The organism is Nevskia soli DSM 19509, from assembly GCF_000711955.1.
GTDB classification, from domain to species: Bacteria; Pseudomonadota; Gammaproteobacteria; order Nevskiales; family Nevskiaceae; genus Nevskia; species Nevskia soli.
Genome location: NZ_JONR01000054.1, coordinates 1 through 20,595 on the forward strand (window position 1 = coordinate 1; position 20,595 = coordinate 20,595).

Consider the following 20,595-nt stretch of genomic DNA (forward strand, 5'->3'; position numbering starts at 1 on the left):
GACGCTATGTCCATGAGCGCAAAGACGTCTTCCTCGCACGACGACGAGGACCTGGGCACCGCGATCGCCGAAATCAACGTGACGCCGCTGGTCGACGTCATGCTGGTGCTGCTGATCATCTTCATGGTGACGGCGCCCCTGATGATGTCGCAGGTGCCGGTGACGCTGCCCAAGGCCGCGTTGCAGGAAATGGGCAAGCCGCGCGACCCGCTGATCGTCTCCTTCGACCTCAACGGCAACTACTACATCGACACCGGCGGCGGTCACGTCGACGAGATGACCATCGACCAGCTGCCCGCCCGCCTGCAACAGATCGCGCAGGCCCAGCCGGACAATCTGGTCTACATCCGTGCCGACAAGGGTGCGGTATTCGACAAGGTGCGTGATCTTCTGAAGATGGCCGCTCAGGCCGGCTTCTACAAGGTTTCGCTCATGTCCCAGGCCCAGCCTTAAGGGCCCGGAGCAAGAACCTTGACTACCAAGAAAAAACCCAAAGGCTTCGCGCTTGGACCGGGAGCGATCGTTTCGATCATCTTCCATCTGGCGGTGATCATCTATCTGCTGCACTACGTGCGGCCGTCATTGTTCGAGGCCCCGAAGCCGAAGATGGTGGCGGTGATCCAGATGCTGCCGCCGCCACCGCCACCGCCACCCCCGCCGCCGCCGAAAGAGCCGCCCCCGAAGACCCCCCCGCCGCCCAAGCCGAGCACTCCGCCGCCGCCGCAGCAGATCGTCACCAACGCGAAAGTGGAAACGCCGGACCTGCCGACGGTACCCCCGCCGCCGCCGCCCGCGCCGCCCCCGCCGCCCGAACCGGTGCGCCAGGTGCAGGTCGGCGTGCCCAGCTCGTACTTCAACACGCTGCAGCAGACCATCGCCGCGAACACGCAATACCCGGCCAAGTCGGTGCGTGATCAGGAGGAAGGCACCTGCAAGGTGATGGTGACCATCGCGCGCGACGGTTCCATCGAGGAAGTGACCTTGAAGGAAAAGGCGGGCTACCCGGCGCTGGATTCCGAATGCCGGAACGTCTTCAGCCGCATCGTCAAGTTCCCCGCGGTGCCGGCCAACGTTTCTCCGGAAATCACCGACTTCAAGGTCGAGCTGCCCATCACCTTCAACCTGCAATAGGCTGAAAACAGGCTGTATCTGCATGTAAATCCGCTGTGTCAGGAATGTCCCGCCTGACACAGCGGTGCCGTGGGAGCGCGTATAGCGTAAAATACGCGTCCCGCTGCACAGTCCGGCCTCAGGCAGGGCGGCGCGGCGGTCGATTCGCCCCGAAAGGGGACCCCACCGGAACGGGCCCAGCCGTCATACGGCGGTGCGGGCGCTGAGACAGAGGACCACCATGGCAGTCAAAGTTGGCATCAACGGCTACGGCCGCATCGGCCGTAATGTTCTGCGCGCGCTGTACGAAAGCGGCCGCAAGGATGTGCAGATCGTCGCGATCAACGACCTCGGCCCGGCCGAGACCAATGCGCACCTGACCCGTTACGACACGGCCCATGGTCCCTTCCCGGGCACGGTGGCGGTGGAAGGCGAGTACCTGGTGGTCAACGGCGACAAGATCAAGGTGCTGGCCAACCGCGACCCGTCCAAGCTGCCCTGGGGCGAGCTGGGCGTCGACGTGGTGCTCGAATGCACCGGCTTCTTCACCAGCAAGGCCAAGGCCAGCGCGCATCTGGCCGGCGGCGCCAAGAAAGTCGTGATCTCCGCCCCCGGCGGCAACGACGTCGACGCCACCATCGTCTACGGCGTCAACCATCAGGTGCTGAAGGGCAGCGACACCGTCATCTCCAACGCCTCCTGTACCACCAACTGCCTGGCCCCGCTGGTCAAGCCGCTGCACGACAAGATCGGCGTGGTCAACGGCCTGATGACCACCATCCACTCGTTCACCAACGACCAGGTGCTCACCGACGTCTACCACGAAGACCTGCGCCGCGCCCGTGCCGCCGGCCACAACATGATCCCGGCCAAGACCGGCGCCGCCGCCGCCGTCGGCCTGGTCCTGCCGGAACTGAACGGCAAGCTGGACGGCTTCGCCATCCGCGTGCCGACCATCAACGTCTCCATCGTCGACCTGTCCTTCATCGCCGGGCGCGACACCGACGTGAAGGAAGTCAACGCCATCATGAAGGCCGCCGCCGCCGAAGGCCCGCTGAAGGGCATCCTCAAGTACAACGAAGCCCCGCTGGTTTCCAGCGACTTCAACCACGATCCGGCTTCCTCCACCTTCGACTCGACCCTGACCAAGGTGTCCGGCCGCCTGGTGAAGGTCTCCTCCTGGTACGACAACGAGTGGGGCTTCTCCAACCGCATGCTCGATACCACGGTGGCGTTCGCCAACGCGAAGTAATATCGGCAATCGGTAATCGGGAGACGGGAATCGCAAGAGGCCCGTCTCCTTTTTTATTGATCGACTCCCGCTTCTCCATTCCCCATTCCCGGAGCTTCAGATGACCGTCCTTCGCATGACCGATCTCGATCTCGCCGGCAAGCGCCTGCTGATCCGTCAGGATCTGAACGTGCCGATCCACAACGGCAAGATCACCTCGGACGCGCGCCTGCGCGCTTCCCTGCCGACGCTGAAGCTGGCCCTCGACCGGGGCGCCTCGGTGCTGGTCACCTCCCACCTGGGTCGTCCCAAGGCCGGCCAGTTCGATCCGGACCAGTCCCTGACCCTGGTCGCCGCCTGGTTCTCGGAGCACCTCGGCCGCCTGATGCCGGTCATCACCAACTGGATCGACGGCGTGAAACTGCACCCCGGCCAGATCGTGCTCGGCGAGAACACCCGCTTCCTCAAGGGCGAGAAGGAAGACGACGAAGCCCTGTCGAAGCAGATGGCCGCGCTGTGCGACATCTACGTGATGGACGCCTTCGGCACCGCCCACCGCGCCGAGGCTTCCACGCACGGCGTGGCCAAGTTCGCCCCAGTGGCCTGCGCCGGTCCGTTGCTGGCGGCCGAGCTGGAAGCTCTGGGCAAGGCCCTGCGCGCGCCCAAGCGCCCGCTGGCCGTGATCGTCGGCGGCTCCAAGGTCTCCACCAAGCTCGACCTGCTCAACAACCTCGCCGACGTCGCCGACCAGCTCATCATCGGCGGCGGCATCGCCAACACTTTTCTCGCCGCGGCCGGCTACAAGGTCGGCAAGTCCCTGCACGAGCCGGGCATGCTCGACATCGCCCGTGAAATCCAGCGGAAGATCCAGGCCCGCGGCGGCAACGTCCCGCTGCCGGAAGACGTGGTCGTGGCCACCGAGTTCTCGGCCGAGGCGCATGCCGACGTGCGCAATGTCGACGAGGTCGAGGACGACCAGATGATCCTCGACATCGGCCCCAAGACCCGCGCCAAGCTGCTCGGCCTGCTCAAGGGCTGCGGCACCATCGTCTGGAACGGCCCGGTCGGCGTGTTCGAATACGACTCCTTCGCCGGCGGCACCAAGGCCCTGGCCGAAGCCATCGCCCAGAGCAGCGCCTTCTCCCTGGCCGGCGGCGGCGACACCCTGGCGGCCATCGACAAGTTCCACGTCGCCGACAAGATCTCCTACATCTCCACCGGCGGCGGCGCCTTCCTCGAGTTCCTCGAAGGCAAGACCCTGCCGGCCGTGGCGGCGCTGGAAGCGCGCGCGGCAGGTTAGGGCCTGTTAACAGGCCCTGGCCCAAAAGCAAAACCGCCGGAGGGCCAAGGCTCCCCGGCGGCTGGTCGGCGGAACTGCGCGGTGCTTGTTACTTCTGCTGCTGTTGCTGCTGGTATTCGTTGAAATCCTTGACGAAGCTGTTGTAGTCGTTGATGGCCTTGTTAATGGCATCGACGTACTGCTGCTGCACCACCTTCTGCGCCGTGGTGTAATCCTTCAGGCATTGCAGATAGGCCTGCGCCTCGGCCCCCGTGTCGTGCACGCCGGTATCGCGCGTCATCTTGGTGGCGTTGAGGTTGGGCCTGGTGCAGTCCGGCGCCGGCGGTGCGGCGTCGGCGGCGAATGCCGCCTGCGGCGCCAGGGCGGCGACAAAGGCAAGGAAAATCAATCGATTCATGCGGTGTCCTCCATAGCTGGGGTGAGTCGCCGGCGTCGCACGCTCCGGCTTTGCATTTAACCCCGTCATCGTACCAAACTGAGGCCCACCGCCATCCTGGAGAAGATGCATGCTGCGACGCCTGCTTGTCGTATTGATGGTTCCCGCCGTGCTGTTGCTGTCCGGCTGTGGTTACAACACCATGCAGAGCCAGGACGAACAGGTCAAGGCGGCCTGGTCCGAAGTGCTGAACCAGTACCAGCGTCGCGCCGATCTGGTGCCGAACCTGGTCAACACCGTGAAGGGCTATGCCGCGCAGGAAGAGCGCGTGCTGACCGAAGTGACCGCGGCGCGCGCCAAGGTGGGCACCATTCAGGCCACTCCCGAGCTGATCAACGATCCGCAGGCCTTCGCCAAATTCCAGCAGGCCCAGGGTGAACTGGGCGGCGCCTTGTCGCGCCTGCTGGTGGTTTCGGAGAACTATCCGCAGCTCAAGTCCGACGCCGCCTTCCGCGACCTGCAAGCCCAGCTCGAAGGCACCGAAAACCGCATCACCGTGGCGCGCAACCGCTACATCCAGTCGGTGCAGGCCTACAACGTCACCCTGCGCAGCTTCCCCAGCAACCTCACTGCCAAGGCCTTCGGCTACCAGGTCAAGCCGAACTTCGCAGTGGAGAACGAAAAAGCCATCGCGCAACCGCCGACGGTGGACTTCAGCCAGCCGCCTGCGGCCAAGCCGAACTGATGCCGCACAGAGCCTGAAGACCCGTGCTCCTGCCGCGGCTGCTGCTGCTGGCCTTGCTTGCCGCCTGCGGCTGGCCGGCGGCGCGGGCCGAGGTGGCGGTGCCGCCCCTGCAGGCGCGGGTGACCGACCTCACCGGCACGCTGACGCCGCAGCAGTCGGCAACGCTGGAGCGCGAACTGGCCGGTTTCGAGCAGCAGAAGGGCAGCCAGATCGGCATCCTGATCCTGCCCACCACCCAGCCGGAAACCATCGAGCAGTACGGGATCCGTGTCGGCGAGGCCTGGAAACTCGGGCGCAAGGGCATCGACGACGGCGCCGTGCTGATCGTGGCCAAGGACGACCACCGGCTGCGCATCGAAGTCGGCTATGGCCTCGAAGGAGCGCTCAACGACGCCACCAGCAAGCGCATCATCGACGAGCTGATCGTGCCGCGCTTCCGCCAGGGGCAGTTCTACGAAGGCATCGAGGCCGGCGTGCAAAGCATGCTCAAAGTGGTGTCGGGTGAGCCGCTGCCGCCGCCAAAGCCAAGGTCGCAGCCCGGTGAGGGCAACGGCGTCGGTGTCGGCTTGATTCTGGTGATCTTCGGCGCCTATGTCGGTTCGGCCATTCTGCGCACCATGTTCGGCCGGCCGCTCGGCGCGCTGCTTACCGCCGCGGGTGCGGGCGCGGCGGCCTGGTATTTCAGCGGCGTCCTGCTGCTGGGTTTGCTTTGCGCCGCAGTCGGATTCGTGGTGGCGTTGCTGGGCGGCCTGTTCGGCGGCATCGGGCCAGGTGGCGGTTTCGGTGGTGGCTTGGGCGGCGGTTGGGGCGGCGGCAGTTTCGGTGGTGGTTCCAGCGGCGGCTTCTCCGGCGGCGGCGGCAGCTTCGGTGGTGGCGGTGCCTCGGGGAATTGGTGAAATGATCTCACTGCAACGCTTCTGGCGGCATCTGATCACTACCCGCGGCAGCGTGCGCCGGCATTTTCCGGCTGCCAGCCTGCAACGCATCGAGCGTGCAATCAAAACCTGCGAGGAGCGCCACGCCGGGGAGGTCCGTTTCGCCATCGAGCCCGCGCTGCATCCGGTGCAGCTGCGCCGCAATCTGGGCTCGCGCGACCGCGCCATCGAAGTGTTCTCGCAGCTGCGGGTGTGGGATACCGAGCACAACAACGGCGTGCTGATCTACCTGCTGCTGGCCGACCGCGCGGTCGAGCTGGTTGCCGATCGCGGCGTTGCCGGCGGCCGTGTCGCCGAGGGGGAATGGGAGGCGGTAGGCGCGCTGATGCAGAAGTATTTCCGCGAGGGCGCGTTCGAGGACGGCGTGGTGGCGGGCATCGATGCGGTGGCCGACCTGCTGGCGCGCTATCCCCCGGGTGCGCCGCGTCTGGCCAACGAACTGCCGGACGCTCCTGCTATTCTTTAGCCGCCGCCCTCAGCGGCGTGTCTTATTTACGAACGGCCTTCAGCCTGCACCAGAGGAATACTGCAATGCGTTTCGCGGGTACCGAATCCTACGTCGCCACCGACGATCTGACGCTGGCGGTCAATGCCGCCGTGACCCTGCAGCGCCCGCTGCTGGTCAAGGGCGAGCCCGGCACCGGCAAGACCCGGCTGGCGCAGGAAGTGGCGCAGTCGCTGGGGCGGCCGTATTACGAGTGGCACGTCAAATCCACCACCAAGGCGCAACAGGGTCTGTACGAATACGACGCCGTGTCGCGCCTGCGCGACTCGCAGCTCGGCGACGCCAAGGTCAAGGACATCGCCAACTACATCGTCAAGGGCCGCCTGTGGGAGTGCTTCGACAGCGAAGTCCAGCCGGTGCTGCTGATCGACGAGATCGACAAGGCCGACATCGAATTCCCCAACGACCTGCTGCGCGAACTCGACCAGATGGCGTTCTACGTCTACGAGACGCGCCAGACCGTCACCGCGCGCAACCGTCCCATCATCATCATCACCTCCAACAACGAGAAGGAACTGCCGGACGCCTTCCTGCGCCGCTGCTTCTTCCACTACATCCGCTTTCCGGACCGCGAGACGATGCAGAAGATCGTCGACGTGCACCACCCGGACCTGAAGAAGAACCTGCTCAAGGAAGCGATGGAAGTGTTCTTCGGCCTGCGCGAACTGCCCGGTCTGAAGAAGAAACCCTCCACCTCCGAACTGCTCGACTGGCTCAAGCTGCTGATGGCCGAGGACATCGATCCGGCCACGCTGCGCGAGACCAGCGTGAAGAAATCCCTGCCGCCGTTGTACGGCGCCCTGCTCAAGAACGAGCAGGATGTGCACCTGTTCGAGCGGATTGCCTTCATGGCGCGGCGGGGCAACTGATCCCGTTTTCCCCTCCTCCCGCGAGGAGAGGAACTCTCGATTTCGTCATTCCGGCGCAGGCGGCAAGGCGGTTTTTGCTGTCATCCAAGCGGAGCGAAGGATCCGGCCCCTGAACTCTGAAGCTCCGCCGAATGCGCTTGCGCGCACGCCAAAACCTCAGAGCAAGGAAAAAACCCAAAAAAGCCTCAACGCAACTCCCGCCCGACCCCGACCGAATCCTCCGGCTCATGCAGTCGCCGCACCACATACAGCGGCCGCTGCTTCGTCTCCATGAAAATCCGCCCCACATACTCGCCCAGCACGCCAATGCTGAGCAGGTTGATGCCGCCGAAGAACATCACGGCCACGATCAGCGAGGCATAACCCGGTACATCGGTGCCGAGGATGAGGGTGCGCAGCAGGATGAAGCTGCCGTAAAAAAAGGAGAAGGCGGCGATGACCATGCCGACGTACGTCCACAGCCGCAGCGGAAACGAGCTGAACGAGGTAATGGCCTGGATGGCCAGGCTCAGCAGGCGGCGGTAATTGAACTTGCTCTCGCCGGCGGCCCGCTCCGGCCGCTGATGCTCGATCAGATGCTGGCGGAAGCCGACCCAGGCGAACAGACCCTTGTTGTAGCGCGTGCGTTCCGGCAAGGCCAGGAAGGCCTCGATCACCACCCGGTCGAGCAGGCGGAAGTCGCCGGCGTTCGGCACGAAGCGCATCTCCGAAACGGCGTTGAGCAGGAAGTAGAAGGCGCGCGCCGAGCCGCGGCGCAGTGCGGTATCGGTATTGCGGTCGGCATGCACCGCCACCACCGTTTCAAAGCCTTCGCGCCACTTCGCCAGCATCTGCGGGATCAGCTCAGGCGGATCCTGCAGGTCGGCGTCCAGGGTGATGGCGCAGGCGCCGCGGCAATGCCACAGCCCGGCGGTGAGGGCCGCCTCCTTGCCGAAGTTCCGCGAAAGGTCCACCACCCGCAGCTGCGCGATCGAGGATTGCAGCTCCAGCAGGCGTTGCAGCGTGTCGTCGCCGCTGCCGTCGTTGACCACCACGATCTCGAAGTGGGCGGTGGCGGCGTCCATGATCGGCAACAGCGTGCCGAACAGGAAATCCAGCCCGGCGCTTTCGTTGTGCACCGGGATGACCAGGCTGACCTCGGGTGGACCGGACTCGTCGGTCCGCCGCGGCGGATGGGGATGGTCGCGGCTCACGGCAGGTCGCTGCCGGGTGTCCGGAGAGCCGGGGCTGACCGCTGGATGCTCACGTCTCGCTCCTGTATGGGGGCGGCACGGGGAGGCGCTGCCGTACCCGAATTATAGGTGTCTGGCAGGGGAGCCGCGGGCCGCGCCGCATGCGGCCCGCGGCCCCGCCGCGTTATATTGGCATGATCATCCGCCAGGTCCGCTCTTCAGGGCCATGCGGCCATCGTCGATCCGGAGTCGCATGAACGCTGCAGGGGCCTCAAATACGGGCGGTTCCTTCCTCGCCAACCTCAGCGTCCAGGCGAAGCTGGTGCTCGCCTATGGCCTGGTCCTGGTGATGTTCACCCTCACCTGCCTGATGGTGTTCGTGAACTACCAGGAGTTGAGCGATGCCCGCGCCTGGGTACGCCATACCTACACCGTCATGTCGCGGCTGGACGGCGTCAAGGTCGCGGTACTGCAGCAGCGCGTCGACCTGGTCGCGTACTCGGTGTCGCGCAAGCAGGCCTACCTGTCCGACTACGAAACCGCGCGCGCGGACTTCGACCGCGGCTACCAGGACCTGAAGCAGCTCACCACCGACAACCTCCTCCAGCAGCACCGCCTGGACCGCATGTTGGTGGCGATGAACGCCTGGTATTCCTCGGTGGCGCAACCGATGCTGGCCGACGACGCGGTGACCTCGGCCCATGCCACCGCCGCCGCCATGTCCTCGGAGTACGGGCACCTCCAGCTCGAGGAAATCGCCGACCTGGTGGAAGAGTCCAGCCAGGAGGAACTGGGCCTGTTGAAGAGCCGCCAGGATACCGCCGACCGCGATGCCCTGCGCCTGCAGATCACCGTGCTGGTGATGCTGGCGACGGGCCTGTTCATCGGCTTCACCACCATCTTCTTCACCCGGCGCCAGGTCACCGATCCCATCGTCCGCCTGACCGGCCTGATGGACCGCCTCGCCGCCGGCGATACCGCCATCGAAGTGCCCAACACCGTCCAGCGCGACGAGATCGGCGCCCTGGCCCGCGGCCTGGAGAGCTTCCGCGGCGTCAAGCAGGCCGCCGACCGCGAGAACTGGGTGCGGCAGCACCTGCTCGACATCAATGCCGGGTTGCAGCCGGCCGCCACGGTGGACGAGTTCGCCCAAATCCTGCTGTCCAGCCTGTGCTACCTGCTGCGTGCCGGCTACGGCGCTTTCTTCGCCTGGGACGATGCGCAGCAGCGCCTGTTCCTGCGCGCCGGCTTCGGCTATTCCGGGCAGGCCAAGCTGCCGCAGGATTTCAGGTTGGGGCAGGGCCTGGTGGGGCAGTGCGCCCGCGATGGCCAGCCCATCGTGCTGAGCCCGGTGCCGGCCAACTACATGCGCATCGGCTCGGGGCTGGGCGAGGCTTCGCCCACCACCCTGATGGTCTATCCCCTGAAGGCGCGGGGCATCCTTGGCGTGATCGAAATGGCCGGTTTCGAAACGCCGGGGCCGGACCAGCAGCTGCTGCTGGACGAGCTGCTGCGCAGCGCCGGCTTGCAGCTGGACGCCATCGTCAACGCCGAAAAAACCCGCGTACTGCTGGCCCAGGCACAGGCCCAGACCGAAGAACTGCAGGCTTCCGAGGAAGAGCTGCGCGCCACCAACGATGCCTTGCAGGACAAGAACCGGCTGCTCGAGCAGCAGCGCACCCAGCTGCAGGAGTCCGAATCGGCGCTGACCGCCCAGGCCGAGGAACTGCGCGCGACCAACGAAGAACTGGAGGAAACCGGCCGCATCCTCAACGAATCCAACACCCAGCTGGAGCAGACCCGCCTGGCGCTGGAACAGAAGGCAACCGAACTGGCCCGCGCCAGCCAGTACAAGTCCGAGTTCCTCGCCAACATGTCGCACGAGCTGCGCACGCCGCTGAACAGCGTGCTGATCCTGGCCAAGAGCCTGGCCGACAATGAGGAGCAGCACCTCAGCGCCGACGAGACCGAGTCGGCCCGCGTCATCCACGACAGCGGCACCCATCTGCTGCAGCTGATCAACGACATCCTCGACCTGTCCAAGGTCGAGGCCGGCAAGATGGAAGTACTGGCCGAGGATGTACCCATCGCGGACATCCTCGGCACCAGCGAACGCCGCTTCCGCCCGGTGGCGAAACAGCGCGGCCTGGCGCTGCGGGTGGAGCAGGCCGAGGGCCTGCCGCAGACCCTGCGTACCGACAGCGCCAAGCTGCAGCAGATCCTCACCAACCTGCTGTCCAACGCCTTCAAGTTCACCGAGCGCGGTCGCGTCACCCTGCGCCTGCGCCGCCCGGATGCCGCGCCGCCGGGCGCGCCCGATCTGTTGCCGGAGCAGGCGCTGCTGTTCGAAGTGCTCGATACCGGCATCGGCATCCCGCAGGAGAAGCTGGACAAGATCTTCGCCCCGTTCGAACAGGTCGACGCCTCCACCTCGCGCAAATACGGTGGCACCGGCCTGGGCCTGGCCATCAGCCGGCGCATGGCGCGCCTGCTCGGCGGCGACCTGCAGGTCAGCAGCAACAGCGAGGGCTCCACCTTTCAGCTCTACCTGCCGCAGCGCTTTGCCGGCGCCGCGGCCGAGCCGTCCACGACGGCGATGCATGCCGGTGCGGCAGGGGCGGCGCTCGATGCGCTGCCCCCGCTGGCCGTTCCCGCCGGCGCCTCCGCCCCGGCGATCCTGGTGATCGAGGACGACCAGGTCTTCGCCAAGGTGCTGGCGGGCATGGTGCAGAAGCGCGGCTACCGCGCCCAGCTGGCGCACGATGCCGCCGGCGGCCTGGCGCTGGCGCGGCAACTGCCGGCGGCGATCCTGCTCGACATCCACCTGCCGGACATGGATGGCTGGTCGGTACTGCAGAAACTCAAGAGCGACAGCGCCACCCGCCATATCCCGGTGCACATCGTCTCCGGCGTGGATGAGAGCGCCCGCGGCCTCCAGCTCGGCGCGGTGGGCTACCTGGTCAAGCCGGTCAGCAAGGATGCGATCAACCAGGTGCTGGACCAGGTGCAGCGCGCGGCCGCACGGCCGGCGCGGCGCCTGCTGGCGGTGGGTGGTGACGAGGCCCTGAGCGCGTCGATCCTGGAACAGCTCGGTTCCAAGGAAGCCACCCTGGAAACGGCGGCCAGCGGCGCCGAGGCCTTGCAGCGGCTGGCGCAGCAGGGCTGCGACTGCCTGGTGCTCGGCTTCAACCTGCCGGACATGAGCGCCTTCGATTTCCTCGACGCCGCGGCCCAGCGCGGACCCCTGCCTCCGGTGGTGGTCTACGCCGAGCGCGAACTGAGCCAGGACGAGGTGATGCGGCTGCGCGCACATACCGACAGCATCGTGGTGCGCGGCGCCCGGTCCGAGGAACGTCTGCTCGACGAGGTCAGCCTGTTCCTGCACAGCCTGCACACCCCGGCCGGCCGCGCCGAGGCGCTGCACACCCAGACCGAGGCCGCCGACCTGGCCGGCCGTACCGTGCTGGTGGTGGACGACGACATGCGCAACATCTTCGCCCTGTCCAAGGTGCTGCGCGCGCGCGGTCTCAACGTGCTGATGGCGCAGGACGGTCCCAAGGCCCTGGTCCACCTGGAGCAGCGCGACGGCAAGATCGACGCGGTGCTGATGGACGTGATGATGCCCGGCATGGACGGCTACGAAACCACGCGGCGCATCCGCGGGCGCGCCGCCTGGGCCGGCATCCCGATCATCGCCGTCACCGCCAAGGCCATGCCGGGCGACCGCGAGAAATGTCTGGAAGCCGGCGCCAACGACTACCTGACCAAGCCCATCGACATGGACAAGCTGCTGTCCATGCTGCGCACCTGGATCCGCAAGGCCTAGCGGCACGCGGCACACGGACATGCAAGACAAGGACGCCGAAGAGCTGGAGATCGGGGACTTCATCCGCACCCTGAAGGCGCGGCACGGCTACGACTTCGCCCAGTACGCGCCGGCCTCGTTCAAACGACGCCTGCGCGCCCTGCGTGTACGCACCGGCGCGGCCTCGATCTCCGCACTGAGCAGACGGGTGACGGACGAGCCGGCTTTCCTGCGCCAGGTGCTGGCCGGCCTGTCGGTGCCGGTATCGGAGATGTTCCGCGACCCGTGGGTGTTCGAGGCGCTGCGCCGCGAGGTATTGCCGATCCTGGCCTCGTACCCGCGCATCCATATCTGGCAGGCCGGCTGCGCCCATGGCGAGGAAGTGTATTCGCTGGCCATCCTGCTGCAGGAGGAGGGGCTTTACGACAAGTCGCAGATCTTCGCCACCGATCTCAACGACGTGGCGCTGGAGGAAGCCGCCGAGGGCATCTACGCCGCTTCCAGCGCCCGCCTGTTTTCGGAGAACTACCAGCGCGCCGGGGGCCGGTATTCCCTGTCCGACTATTTCCACGCCCGCTACGAGCGGATCAAGTTCGACGAATCACTCAAGCGCAACGTCACCTTCGCCAGCCACAACCTCTCCACCGACGGCGTCTTCGCCGAGGTGCAGCTGATCCTGTGCCGCAACGTGCTGATCTACTTCAACGACGCCCTGCAGAACCGCGTGCTGCAGCTGTTCCGCGACAGCCTGGTGCACAAGGGCTTCCTCTGCCTGGGCAGCAAGGAAACGCTGGCGCATACCACGGTGGAGCGCGATTTCGACGCTTTCGACCTGCCAGCCCGGCTGTACCGCCGCCATGCGCCACGCTAGTCCGGCGCAGCGGGTGGTGGCCATCGGCGCCTCGGTCGGCGGCCTCGAGGCACTGAAGCAGGTCCTCGGCGCGCTGCCGGCGGACTATCCCTGGCCGGTGATCGCCCTGCTGCATACCAGCGCCGGCTATCGCGGCACGCGGCTCGATACCTTGCTGGCCCAGCGTTGCGCCTTGCCGGTGCGTGAGGCGGAGGCGCGCCGGCCGCTTGAATCGGGGGTCGTCCACCTGGCGCCTGCCGGCTATCATCTGCTGGTGGAACAAGACCTGCGGTTTTCCCTCTCCGTCGACGAAAAGGTGTCCTACGTGCGGCCTTCCGCGGATGTCCTGTTCGAGAGCCTGGCCGAAGCAGTGGGCGCCGGCGCCATCGGCGTGATTCTCACCGGCGCCAACGACGACGGTGCCGCCGGCCTCGCCGCGATCCGCGCGCGCGGCGGCCTGGCCATCGTGCAGGACCCGCAAGAGGCGCAGGCGCCGCAGATGCCGCAGGCGGCGCTACGCATTGCCGGCGCCGACCACGTGCTGCCCCTTGCAGCCATCGGCGCCCGGCTGGCCGCACTTCCACGAGAGTCCGCATGAGCACCGTCCTGCCCCGCCCGAAAATCCTGGTGGTCGACGACACGCCCGCCAACCTGCTGGTGATGCGCAAGCTGCTGGCCAAGGTCGACGCCGAGCTGGTCGAGGCGGCCAACGGCAACGCGGCCCTGGCGGCCAGCCTCGATCACGAATTCGCCCTGATCCTGCTCGACGTGCAGATGCCCGACATGGACGGTTTCGAAGTGGCGGAATTCCTGTCGCAGGAAGAGCACACCCGCGACACGCCGATCATCTTCGTCACCGCCGCCTATGCCGACGACATGAATCGCATCAAGGGTTACGGCAGCGGCGCGGTGGACTACATCGTCAAGCCGATCAACGACGCCATCCTGCTGTCCAAGGTGCGGGTGTTCCTGGAGCTGTACCGCGGCAAGCAGGAGCTGCGGCGCCTGCTGGCCGAACTGGACCGGCGCAACCGCGAGTTGCAGACGGAAATCGCCGAGCGGCAGCGGCTGGAGCAACTGGCGCTGCACCAGGCCTCGCACGATCCGCTGACCGCCTTGCCCAACCGCCTGCTGTTCCTCGACCGCCTGGCCAAGTCGATCGCCCGAGCCGAGCGGCATGGCGCGTCCTGCGCCCTGTTCTACATCGACATCGACGATTTCAAGCCGGTCAACGACCGTTACGGACACCATGCCGGCGACGAGCTGCTCAAGGCGGTGTCGCAGCGCATGGTCGACAGCATGCGCAAGGTCGACACCGTGGCGCGCCTGGGCGGCGACGAATTCGCCGCCATCATGGAGGAGCCGGCCGGCATCGCCGACGCCCTGCTGGCGGCGCAGCGCCTGGCCGACAACGTGCGCAAGCCCTATCTGCTGGAACTGCGCGACCATCCCGCGCCGGTGGAGGTGCGGGTCGGCGCCAGCGTCGGCATCGCCCTCTACCCGCAGCATGCCGGCGATCTCGATGCGCTGGTGCGAGCTGCCGACGGCGTCATGTACCGCGCCAAGAAAGCCGGCAAGAATCAGTGCGTTGTAGCCGACTGACGGTGCTGCGCCGCCACCCAGGCCGGAATCCGCGCGGCTGCGCGGCGCATTAACCGGAGCGCCACGGCGCGCGTCCGTTTTCGGCCAATGGCAGGGAGCGGGTATTTGCCGGAGAATCGCCGCCGTCCACTCCTCCGGCTGCAAATCCCCATGCCCGCCTACAAAGCTCCGCTGCGCGATATGCGCTTCCTGATGAATGAAGTGTTCGACTACCCCGGCCATTACGCCGAGCTGTCGAACGGCAAGGACGCCGATCCCGAGACGGTCAGCGCCATCCTCGAAGAGTGCGCCAAGTTCTGCGAAGAAGTGCTGTCGCCCCTGAACCTGCCGGGCGACGAGGAAGGCTGCCACTTCAGCAATAACCAGGTGAAGACGCCGAAGGGCTTCAAGGAAGCCTACGCGCAGTACGTCGCCGGCGGCTGGCAGGGCCTGTCGCATCCCGCCGAATACGGCGGCCAGGGCCTGCCCATGTCGATGGGCCTGATCAAGTCCGAGATGATGGGGACCGCCAACTGGTCGTTCACCATGTACCCGGGCCTGTCGCTGGGCGCCATGAACACCATCATGCAGCACGCCTCGCCCGAGCTGAAGGCGTTGTACATGCCGCCGCTCACCGAAGGCCGCTGGACCGGCACCATGTGCCTGACCGAGCCGCAGTGCGGCACCGACCTGGGCCAGGTCAAGACCAGGGCCGAACCGCAGGCCGACGGCACTTACAAGATCACCGGCACCAAGATCTTCATCTCCGCCGGCGAGCACGACTTCACCGACAACATCGTGCACATCGTGCTGGCGCGCCTGCCCGACGCGCCTCCCGGCACACGCGGCATCTCGCTGTTCATCGTGCCCAAGATGCAGGTCAAGGCCGACGGCGGCGTCGGCGAGCACAACCATGTGGTGTGCAGCGCCATCGAACACAAGATGGGCATCAAGGCCTCCGCCACCGCGGTGATCAACTTCGAGGACTCCATCGGCCACATGATCGCCGAGCCGAACAAGGGCCTGGAAGCGATGTTCACCTTCATGAACACCGCCCGCGTCGGCACCGCCGTGCAGGGCATCGCCCACGCCGAGTTGTCCTACCAGGGCGCCCTGGCCTATGCCAAGGAGCGCCGCTCGATGCGCGCCCTCTCCGGCAAGAAGGAGCCGGAGCAGGTTGCCGACGCCATCATCCACCACGCCGACGTGCGCCGCATGCTGCTGACGCAGAAAGCCATCGCCGAAGGCGGCCGTGCCATGATCTACTTCGCGGCGCAGTATTCCGACCACATGGTCAACAGCATCGCCGAAGGCGACGAGAAGAAGTACAAGCACTGGGACGACAAGCTCGGCTTCCTCACCCCGATCCTCAAGGGCTTCCTCACCGAGCTGGGCCTGGAAGCGGCCAACCTGGGCATGCAGGTGTTCGGCGGCCACGGCTACATCAAGGAACACGGCATGGAGCAGATCGCGCGCGACGCGCGCATCGCCACCCTGTACGAGGGCACCACCGGCATCCAGTCGCTGGATCTGCTCGGCCGCAAGGTGCTGGTGATGACCCGCGGCAAGGCCGTGCGCGAGTTCACCGGCCACATCGCCAAGTTCGCGATCGAGCACGTCGGCGACGCCAAGATCCGCGCCTATGCCATCAGGCTGGGGCGGCTGGCGGCCGAGTGGAACGTGCTGACCACCCGTATCATGCTCGGCGCCCGCAAGGACCGCGACGTGGTCGGCGCCGCCAGCTACCACTTCCTGATGTATTCCGGTTACGTCACCATGGCCTACTTCTGGGCCCTGCAGGCGGCGGTGGCGAGCAAGAAGCTGGCGGAGGGCGGGGCGGAGAAGGCCGAGTTCTACAAGGCCAAGCTATACACCGCCCGCTTCTACTTCGACCATCTCCTGCCGCGTGCCGAAGGCCATGCCAGTTCCATGACCAAGCCGGCGCGTTCCCTGATGAAGATGCCGGTGGATAGCTTTGTTTTCGAATAAGAAATCATCTTGTTAGAGCAGTTTGTGTCAATGCGCCCCGACTGAAACAGCCGGGGCGCACTTTTTTGGTGCGCCATTGCGGCAACAGGTAGAGTGCTGCCCGCCTGGAATCATTCCCGCATTCCGCCCCCATCTGGAATGGCGGAGTGGTATTTTCTTGCCACGGAACTGAGCCTGGTCTGCAACAAAACTGTCATTTGCCCTCCGTAAGCTCCTCGTCAGGGAGATAAAGGTCCATCAGACTCCCTTTCCGACTTCTCAATACCCTGGATTTACACGGGAGATTCACGTGAGCCTCATGAAAAAAACCATTCTGCGCAGCCTGGTGCTTGGCGCCGCCGCCGCGGCCCTAACCGCTCCGGCCGCCTTCGCCGCCGACATCTCCGGTGCCGGTTCGACCTTCTTCTATCCGATCGCCGCCAAGTGGGCCGACGCCTACAAGACCTCGACCGGTTCCGGCCTCAACTACCAGTCGATCGGTTCCGGCGGCGGCATCAAGCAGGTCAAGGCCAAGACCGTGACCTTCGGCGCCACCGACAAGCCGCTGGAGCTGAAGGAGCTCGATGAAGCCGGCCTGATCCAGTTCCCGGCCGTGATGGGCGGCGTGGTGCCGGTGATCAACGTCAAGGGCATCGCTCCCGGTGAGCTGACCCTCGACGGCACCACCCTGGCCGACCTGTTCCTGGGCAAGATCAAGTCCTGGAACGATCCGGCCATCGCCAAGCTCAACCCGAAGGTCAAGCTGCCCTCGACCCTGGTCGCCGTGGTGCACCGTTCCGACGGCTCCGGCACCAGCTTCCTGTTCACCAACTACCTGTCGCAGAACAGCGCCGAGTGGAAGGACAAGGTCGGCGCCGCCACCGCGGTGGAATGGCCCGCCGGCATCGGCGCCAAGGGCAACGAAGGCGTTGCCGGCATCGCCCTGCAGACCGATGGCGCCATCGGCTACGTCGAGTTCGCTTACGCCAAGCAGAACAAGATGACGTACACCAAGATGATCAACAAGGACGGCAAGACGGTCGAGCCGAAGAGCGAGACCTTCCAGGCCGCCGCCGCCAACGCCGACTGGGCCAACGCCCCCGGCTTCTACCAGGTGCTGACCAACCAGCCGGGTGCCGAGAGCTGGCCCATCACCGGCGCGCCGTTCATCCTGGTCTACAAGAACCCGTCCGATCCGGCGGCGCTGCTCGAAGCCCTCAAGTACTTCGACTGGTGCTACAAGAACGGCCAGAAGGCCGCCGACGAGCTCGACTACGTGCCGATGCCGGCCAAGGTCGTACAGCTGATCGAAGCCAACTGGAAGTCCAGCATCAAGGACGCCAGCGGCCAGCCGCTCTGGAAGTAAGGGTCGCAGGTCTCTGATGTCACGGGAGGCTGGCACCTATGCCAGCCTCCCTTCTTAATGTCACACTCAGGCCTGCTCCGTGAACTCAACCGCCCAAGTGGCCACCTCCATCGCCCAATCGGAAATCTCGCCGTCGGCGCTGCGTCGTCATGGCATCTGGGATGCCCTGCTGCGCAATGCCACGCGTACCGCCGCGATCACCGTCCTGCTGCTGCTGGGCGGGGTGATCCTGTCGCTGATCCACGGCTCCATTCCCGCGTTCAAGGCCTTCGGCTTCAGCTTCCTGACCACCGAGACCTGGAACCCCGTCACCGAGAAGTTCGGTGCCCTGGCCCCGATCTACGGCACCCTGGTCACCTCCTTCATCGCCATGCTGATCGGCATTCCGGTCAGCCTGGGCGTCGCCATCTTCATCACCGAGCTGTGCCCGCTGTGGCTGCGGCGCCCGATCAGCACCGCGATCGAGCTGCTCGCCGGCATCCCCAGCATCATCTACGGCATCTGGGGCCTGTTCGTGCTGTCGCCGTTCCTCCAGGCTCACGTGCAGCCGCTGATCATCGCCACCTTTTCCGGCGTGCCGGTGCTGTCCTCGCTGTTCGCCGGGCCGCCCTACGGCATCGGCATCTTCACCGCCGGCATCATCCTCAGCATCATGGTGCTGCCCTACATCACCTCGGTCACCCGCGACGTGTTCGAGACCGTGCCCGCGGTGCTGAAGGAGTCCGCCTACGGCCTGGGCTGCACCACCTGGGAGGTGGTCAGCAAGGTGGTACTGCCGTACACCCGCGCCGGCGTCATCGGCGGCATCATGCTCGGCCTGGGCCGTGCCCTGGGCGAGACCATGGCGGTGACCTTCGTCATCGGCAACGCGCACAAGATCGCCGCTTCCATCCTGGCGCCGGGCACCACCATTTCCGCCAACATCGCCAATGAATTCACCGAGGCAGAGGGCGAGCTTTACACCTCCTCGCTGGTGGCCCAGGGCCTGATCCTGTTCGGCATCACCTTCATCGTGCTGGCCGCCGCGCGGCTGATGCTGCTGCGCCTCGAGATGCGCAGCGGGAGCAAGGTATGAACGCCGCCATCTACAACCGCCGCCGCGCCGTCAACAGCGTCATCATGTTGCTGGCCTGGTTCGCCGCGGCCTCCGGCATCTTCGTGCTGGCGCTGATCCTCGGCACCCTGCTGTACAAAGGCGTGGGCGGCGTTTCCTGGGCGGTGTTCTCGCAGAACACGCCGCCTCCGGGCAGCGCCGGCGGCCTGCTCAACGCCATCTACGGCAGCGTCATGATGACCCTGATCGGCACCGCCCTGGGCACGCCCATCGGCATCCTCGCCGGCACCTACATGGCCGAGTACGGCCGCGGCAGCAAGCTGAGCATGGTGGTGCGCTTCATCAACGACATCCTGTTGTCGGCGCCTTCCATCGTCATCGGCCTGTTCGTCTACGAGATGCTGGTGGTCACCATGGGCCACTTCTCGGCCTGGGCCGGCGGCGTCGCGCTGGGCCTGCTGGTGCTGCCGGTGGTGGTGCGCACCACCGAGGACATGCTGCTGCTGGTGCCGGACAGCATGCGCGAAGCCTCTTCCGCGCTGGGTTCACCGCGCTGGGTGGTGATCATGCAGGTGGCCTACCGCGCCGCCCGCGCCGGCATGCTCACCGGCGTGCTGCTGGCCATCGCCCGCATCACCGGCGAGACCGCGCCGCTGCTGTTCACCGCGCTCAACAACCAGTTCATGAGCACCAATATGAACGCGCCGATGGCCAACCTGCCGGTGGTGATCTTCCAGTTCGCGCTCAGCCCCTATGCCGACTGGCAGAAGCTGGCCTGGACCGGCGCGCTGCTGATCACCGTCACCGTCCTCATCCTCAACGTCGGCGCACGCGCCCTGTCGACCCGCACGTCCAAATCATGAACGACAATAGCCCCGCAAGCGGCAGCCTGACGACGCAGAAGCCGCACCTCGGCGTCCGCGAACACGAAGGCGCCAAACAGCCCCTGAGCGAGAAGGTCTCGGTCAAGGACGTGTGTTTCTTCTACGGCGAGAGCAAGGCCCTGAAGAACATCACCCTGCCCATCTACGAGCGCAAGGTCACCGCCCTGATCGGTCCGTCCGGCTGCGGCAAGTCGACCCTGCTGCGCATCTTCAACCGCATGTACGACCTGTATCCGAAGCAGCGTGCGGAAGGGGAGATCCTGTTCGACGGCGGCAACGTGCTCGATCCCAAGCAGGATCTCAACCTGCTGCGCGCACGCATCGGCATGGTGTTCCAGAAGCCGACGCCGTTCCCGATGTCGATCTATGACAATATCGCATTCGGCATCCGCCTGTACGAGCGCCTGCCCAAGTCCGAGATGGACGACCGCGTCGAGTCCGCGCTGAAGCGCGCCGCGCTGTGGGACGAGGTCAAGAGCAAGCTCGGCACCAGCGGCCTGGGCCTGTCCGGCGGCCAGCAGCAGCGCCTGTGCATCGCCCGTACCATCGCCGTGCGGCCCGAAGTGGTGCTGCTCGACGAGCCCACCTCGGCGCTCGATCCGATCGCCACCGCCAAGGTGGAAGAGCTGATCTACCAGCTGAAGAACGACTACACCATCGTCATCGTCACCCACAACATGCAGCAGGCGGCGCGCGTCGCCGACTACACCGCGTTCATGTACCTGGGTGAACTGGTCGAGTTCGGCGAAACCCGCCAGGTTTTCACCAAGCCGACCAAGTCGCGCACCGAAGACTACATCACCGGCCGTTTCGGCTGAGGTCTCCATCCCGGCGGCCGCCTGCG

At 66.0% G+C, this 20,595-nt stretch carries 19 protein-coding genes; 17 read left to right on the forward strand and 2 right to left on the reverse strand.

The features are described from left to right. Positions 1-12: 12 nt before the first annotated feature. From BP26_RS0120655 to BP26_RS0120670, 4 genes are all read left to right on the forward strand, one after another. The gene (locus BP26_RS0120655) at positions 13-453 is read left to right on the forward strand and encodes an ExbD/TolR family protein (RefSeq protein WP_169740756.1); all 441 of its coding nucleotides are present in this window, start codon (positions 13-15) and stop codon (positions 451-453) included. Between the two features lie 18 nt (positions 454-471). Further along, positions 472-1,131: an energy transducer TonB gene (locus tag BP26_RS30950; protein ID WP_051749240.1), complete on the forward strand. Its 660-nt coding sequence runs from the start codon at positions 472-474 to the stop codon at positions 1,129-1,131. A gap of 220 nt (positions 1,132-1,351) precedes the next feature. Beyond that, positions 1,352-2,362, forward strand: coding sequence for a type I glyceraldehyde-3-phosphate dehydrogenase (gene gap, locus BP26_RS0120665; RefSeq protein ID WP_029922461.1), 1,011 nt, complete (start codon positions 1,352-1,354; stop codon positions 2,360-2,362). A 100-nt stretch (positions 2,363-2,462) separates the two neighbouring features. Further along, entirely contained in the window at positions 2,463-3,641 is a 1,179-nt protein-coding gene (locus BP26_RS0120670; RefSeq protein WP_029922462.1) for a phosphoglycerate kinase, read from the forward strand. Between the two features lie 88 nt (positions 3,642-3,729). Here the strand turns inward: BP26_RS0120670 and BP26_RS0120675 are convergent, their stop codons facing one another. Further along, entirely contained in the window at positions 3,730-4,038 is a 309-nt protein-coding gene (locus BP26_RS0120675; protein WP_157572670.1) for a hypothetical protein, read from the reverse strand. 109 nt (positions 4,039-4,147) lie between these two features. On the opposite strand from BP26_RS0120675, the gene BP26_RS0120680 reads away from it, so the two are divergent. The 4 genes from BP26_RS0120680 to BP26_RS0120695 all read left to right on the forward strand — a co-directional run bounded on the left by BP26_RS0120680 (position 4,148) and on the right by BP26_RS0120695 (position 7,071). Further along, positions 4,148-4,762, forward strand: coding sequence for a LemA family protein (locus BP26_RS0120680; protein ID WP_029922464.1), 615 nt, complete (start codon positions 4,148-4,150; stop codon positions 4,760-4,762). A 29-nt stretch (positions 4,763-4,791) separates the two neighbouring features. Further along, positions 4,792-5,658, forward strand: a complete 867-nt coding sequence (locus tag BP26_RS0120685; protein WP_436233359.1) for a TPM domain-containing protein — start codon at positions 4,792-4,794, stop codon at positions 5,656-5,658. 4 nt (positions 5,659-5,662) lie between these two features. After that, on the forward strand, positions 5,663-6,163 hold the full coding sequence (locus BP26_RS0120690; RefSeq protein ID WP_029922466.1) for a TPM domain-containing protein: 501 nt from the start codon (positions 5,663-5,665) through the stop codon (positions 6,161-6,163). Between the two features lie 65 nt (positions 6,164-6,228). Next, positions 6,229-7,071, forward strand: a complete 843-nt coding sequence (locus BP26_RS0120695) for an AAA family ATPase (protein WP_029922467.1) — start codon at positions 6,229-6,231, stop codon at positions 7,069-7,071. Positions 7,072-7,256: 185 nt separating this feature from the next. On the opposite strand, the gene BP26_RS0120700 is transcribed toward BP26_RS0120695, so the two are convergent. Then, positions 7,257-8,264 carry a glycosyltransferase family 2 protein gene (locus BP26_RS0120700; protein WP_051749241.1) on the reverse strand — a complete coding sequence of 336 codons (1,008 nt, stop codon included), beginning with the start codon at positions 8,262-8,264 and terminating at the stop codon, positions 7,257-7,259. A gap of 232 nt (positions 8,265-8,496) precedes the next feature. Between BP26_RS0120700 and BP26_RS0120705 the strand changes: the two genes are divergently transcribed. From BP26_RS0120705 to pstB, 9 genes are all read left to right on the forward strand, one after another. Continuing rightward, a complete protein-coding gene (locus BP26_RS0120705; RefSeq protein WP_029922469.1) occupies positions 8,497-12,069 on the forward strand; it encodes a response regulator in 3,573 nt (1,190 codons plus the stop codon). Positions 12,070-12,088: 19 nt separating this feature from the next. Further along, complete coding sequence (locus BP26_RS0120710; protein WP_029922470.1) at positions 12,089-12,919, forward strand: CheR family methyltransferase; 831 nt, start codon at positions 12,089-12,091, stop codon at positions 12,917-12,919. Further along, entirely contained in the window at positions 12,906-13,496 is a 591-nt protein-coding gene (locus BP26_RS0120715; protein WP_029922471.1) for a chemotaxis protein CheB, read from the forward strand. The genes BP26_RS0120710 and BP26_RS0120715 overlap by 14 nt, the downstream gene beginning before the upstream one ends. Continuing rightward, positions 13,493-14,500, forward strand: a complete 1,008-nt coding sequence (locus BP26_RS0120720; protein WP_029922472.1) for a diguanylate cyclase — start codon at positions 13,493-13,495, stop codon at positions 14,498-14,500. The genes BP26_RS0120715 and BP26_RS0120720 overlap by 4 nt, the downstream gene beginning before the upstream one ends. 150 nt (positions 14,501-14,650) lie before the next feature. Then, positions 14,651-16,468: an acyl-CoA dehydrogenase C-terminal domain-containing protein gene (locus BP26_RS0120725; RefSeq protein ID WP_029922473.1), complete on the forward strand. Its 1,818-nt coding sequence runs from the start codon at positions 14,651-14,653 to the stop codon at positions 16,466-16,468. A gap of 298 nt (positions 16,469-16,766) precedes the next feature. Next, positions 16,767-17,813 (forward strand): phosphate ABC transporter substrate-binding protein PstS, encoded by a 1,047-nt coding sequence (gene pstS, locus BP26_RS0120730; RefSeq protein WP_029922474.1) that lies wholly within the window; start codon positions 16,767-16,769, stop codon positions 17,811-17,813. A 124-nt stretch (positions 17,814-17,937) separates the two neighbouring features. After that, positions 17,938-18,888, forward strand: coding sequence for a phosphate ABC transporter permease subunit PstC (gene pstC / locus BP26_RS0120735; RefSeq protein WP_436233360.1), 951 nt, complete (start codon positions 17,938-17,940; stop codon positions 18,886-18,888). Next, positions 18,885-19,730: a phosphate ABC transporter permease PstA gene (gene pstA / locus BP26_RS0120740; protein WP_029922476.1), complete on the forward strand. Its 846-nt coding sequence runs from the start codon at positions 18,885-18,887 to the stop codon at positions 19,728-19,730. The genes pstC and pstA overlap by 4 nt, the downstream gene beginning before the upstream one ends. Next, positions 19,727-20,569: a phosphate ABC transporter ATP-binding protein PstB gene (gene pstB, locus BP26_RS0120745; RefSeq protein ID WP_084183288.1), complete on the forward strand. Its 843-nt coding sequence runs from the start codon at positions 19,727-19,729 to the stop codon at positions 20,567-20,569. The genes pstA and pstB overlap by 4 nt, the downstream gene beginning before the upstream one ends. Positions 20,570-20,595: the final 26 nt, after the last annotated feature.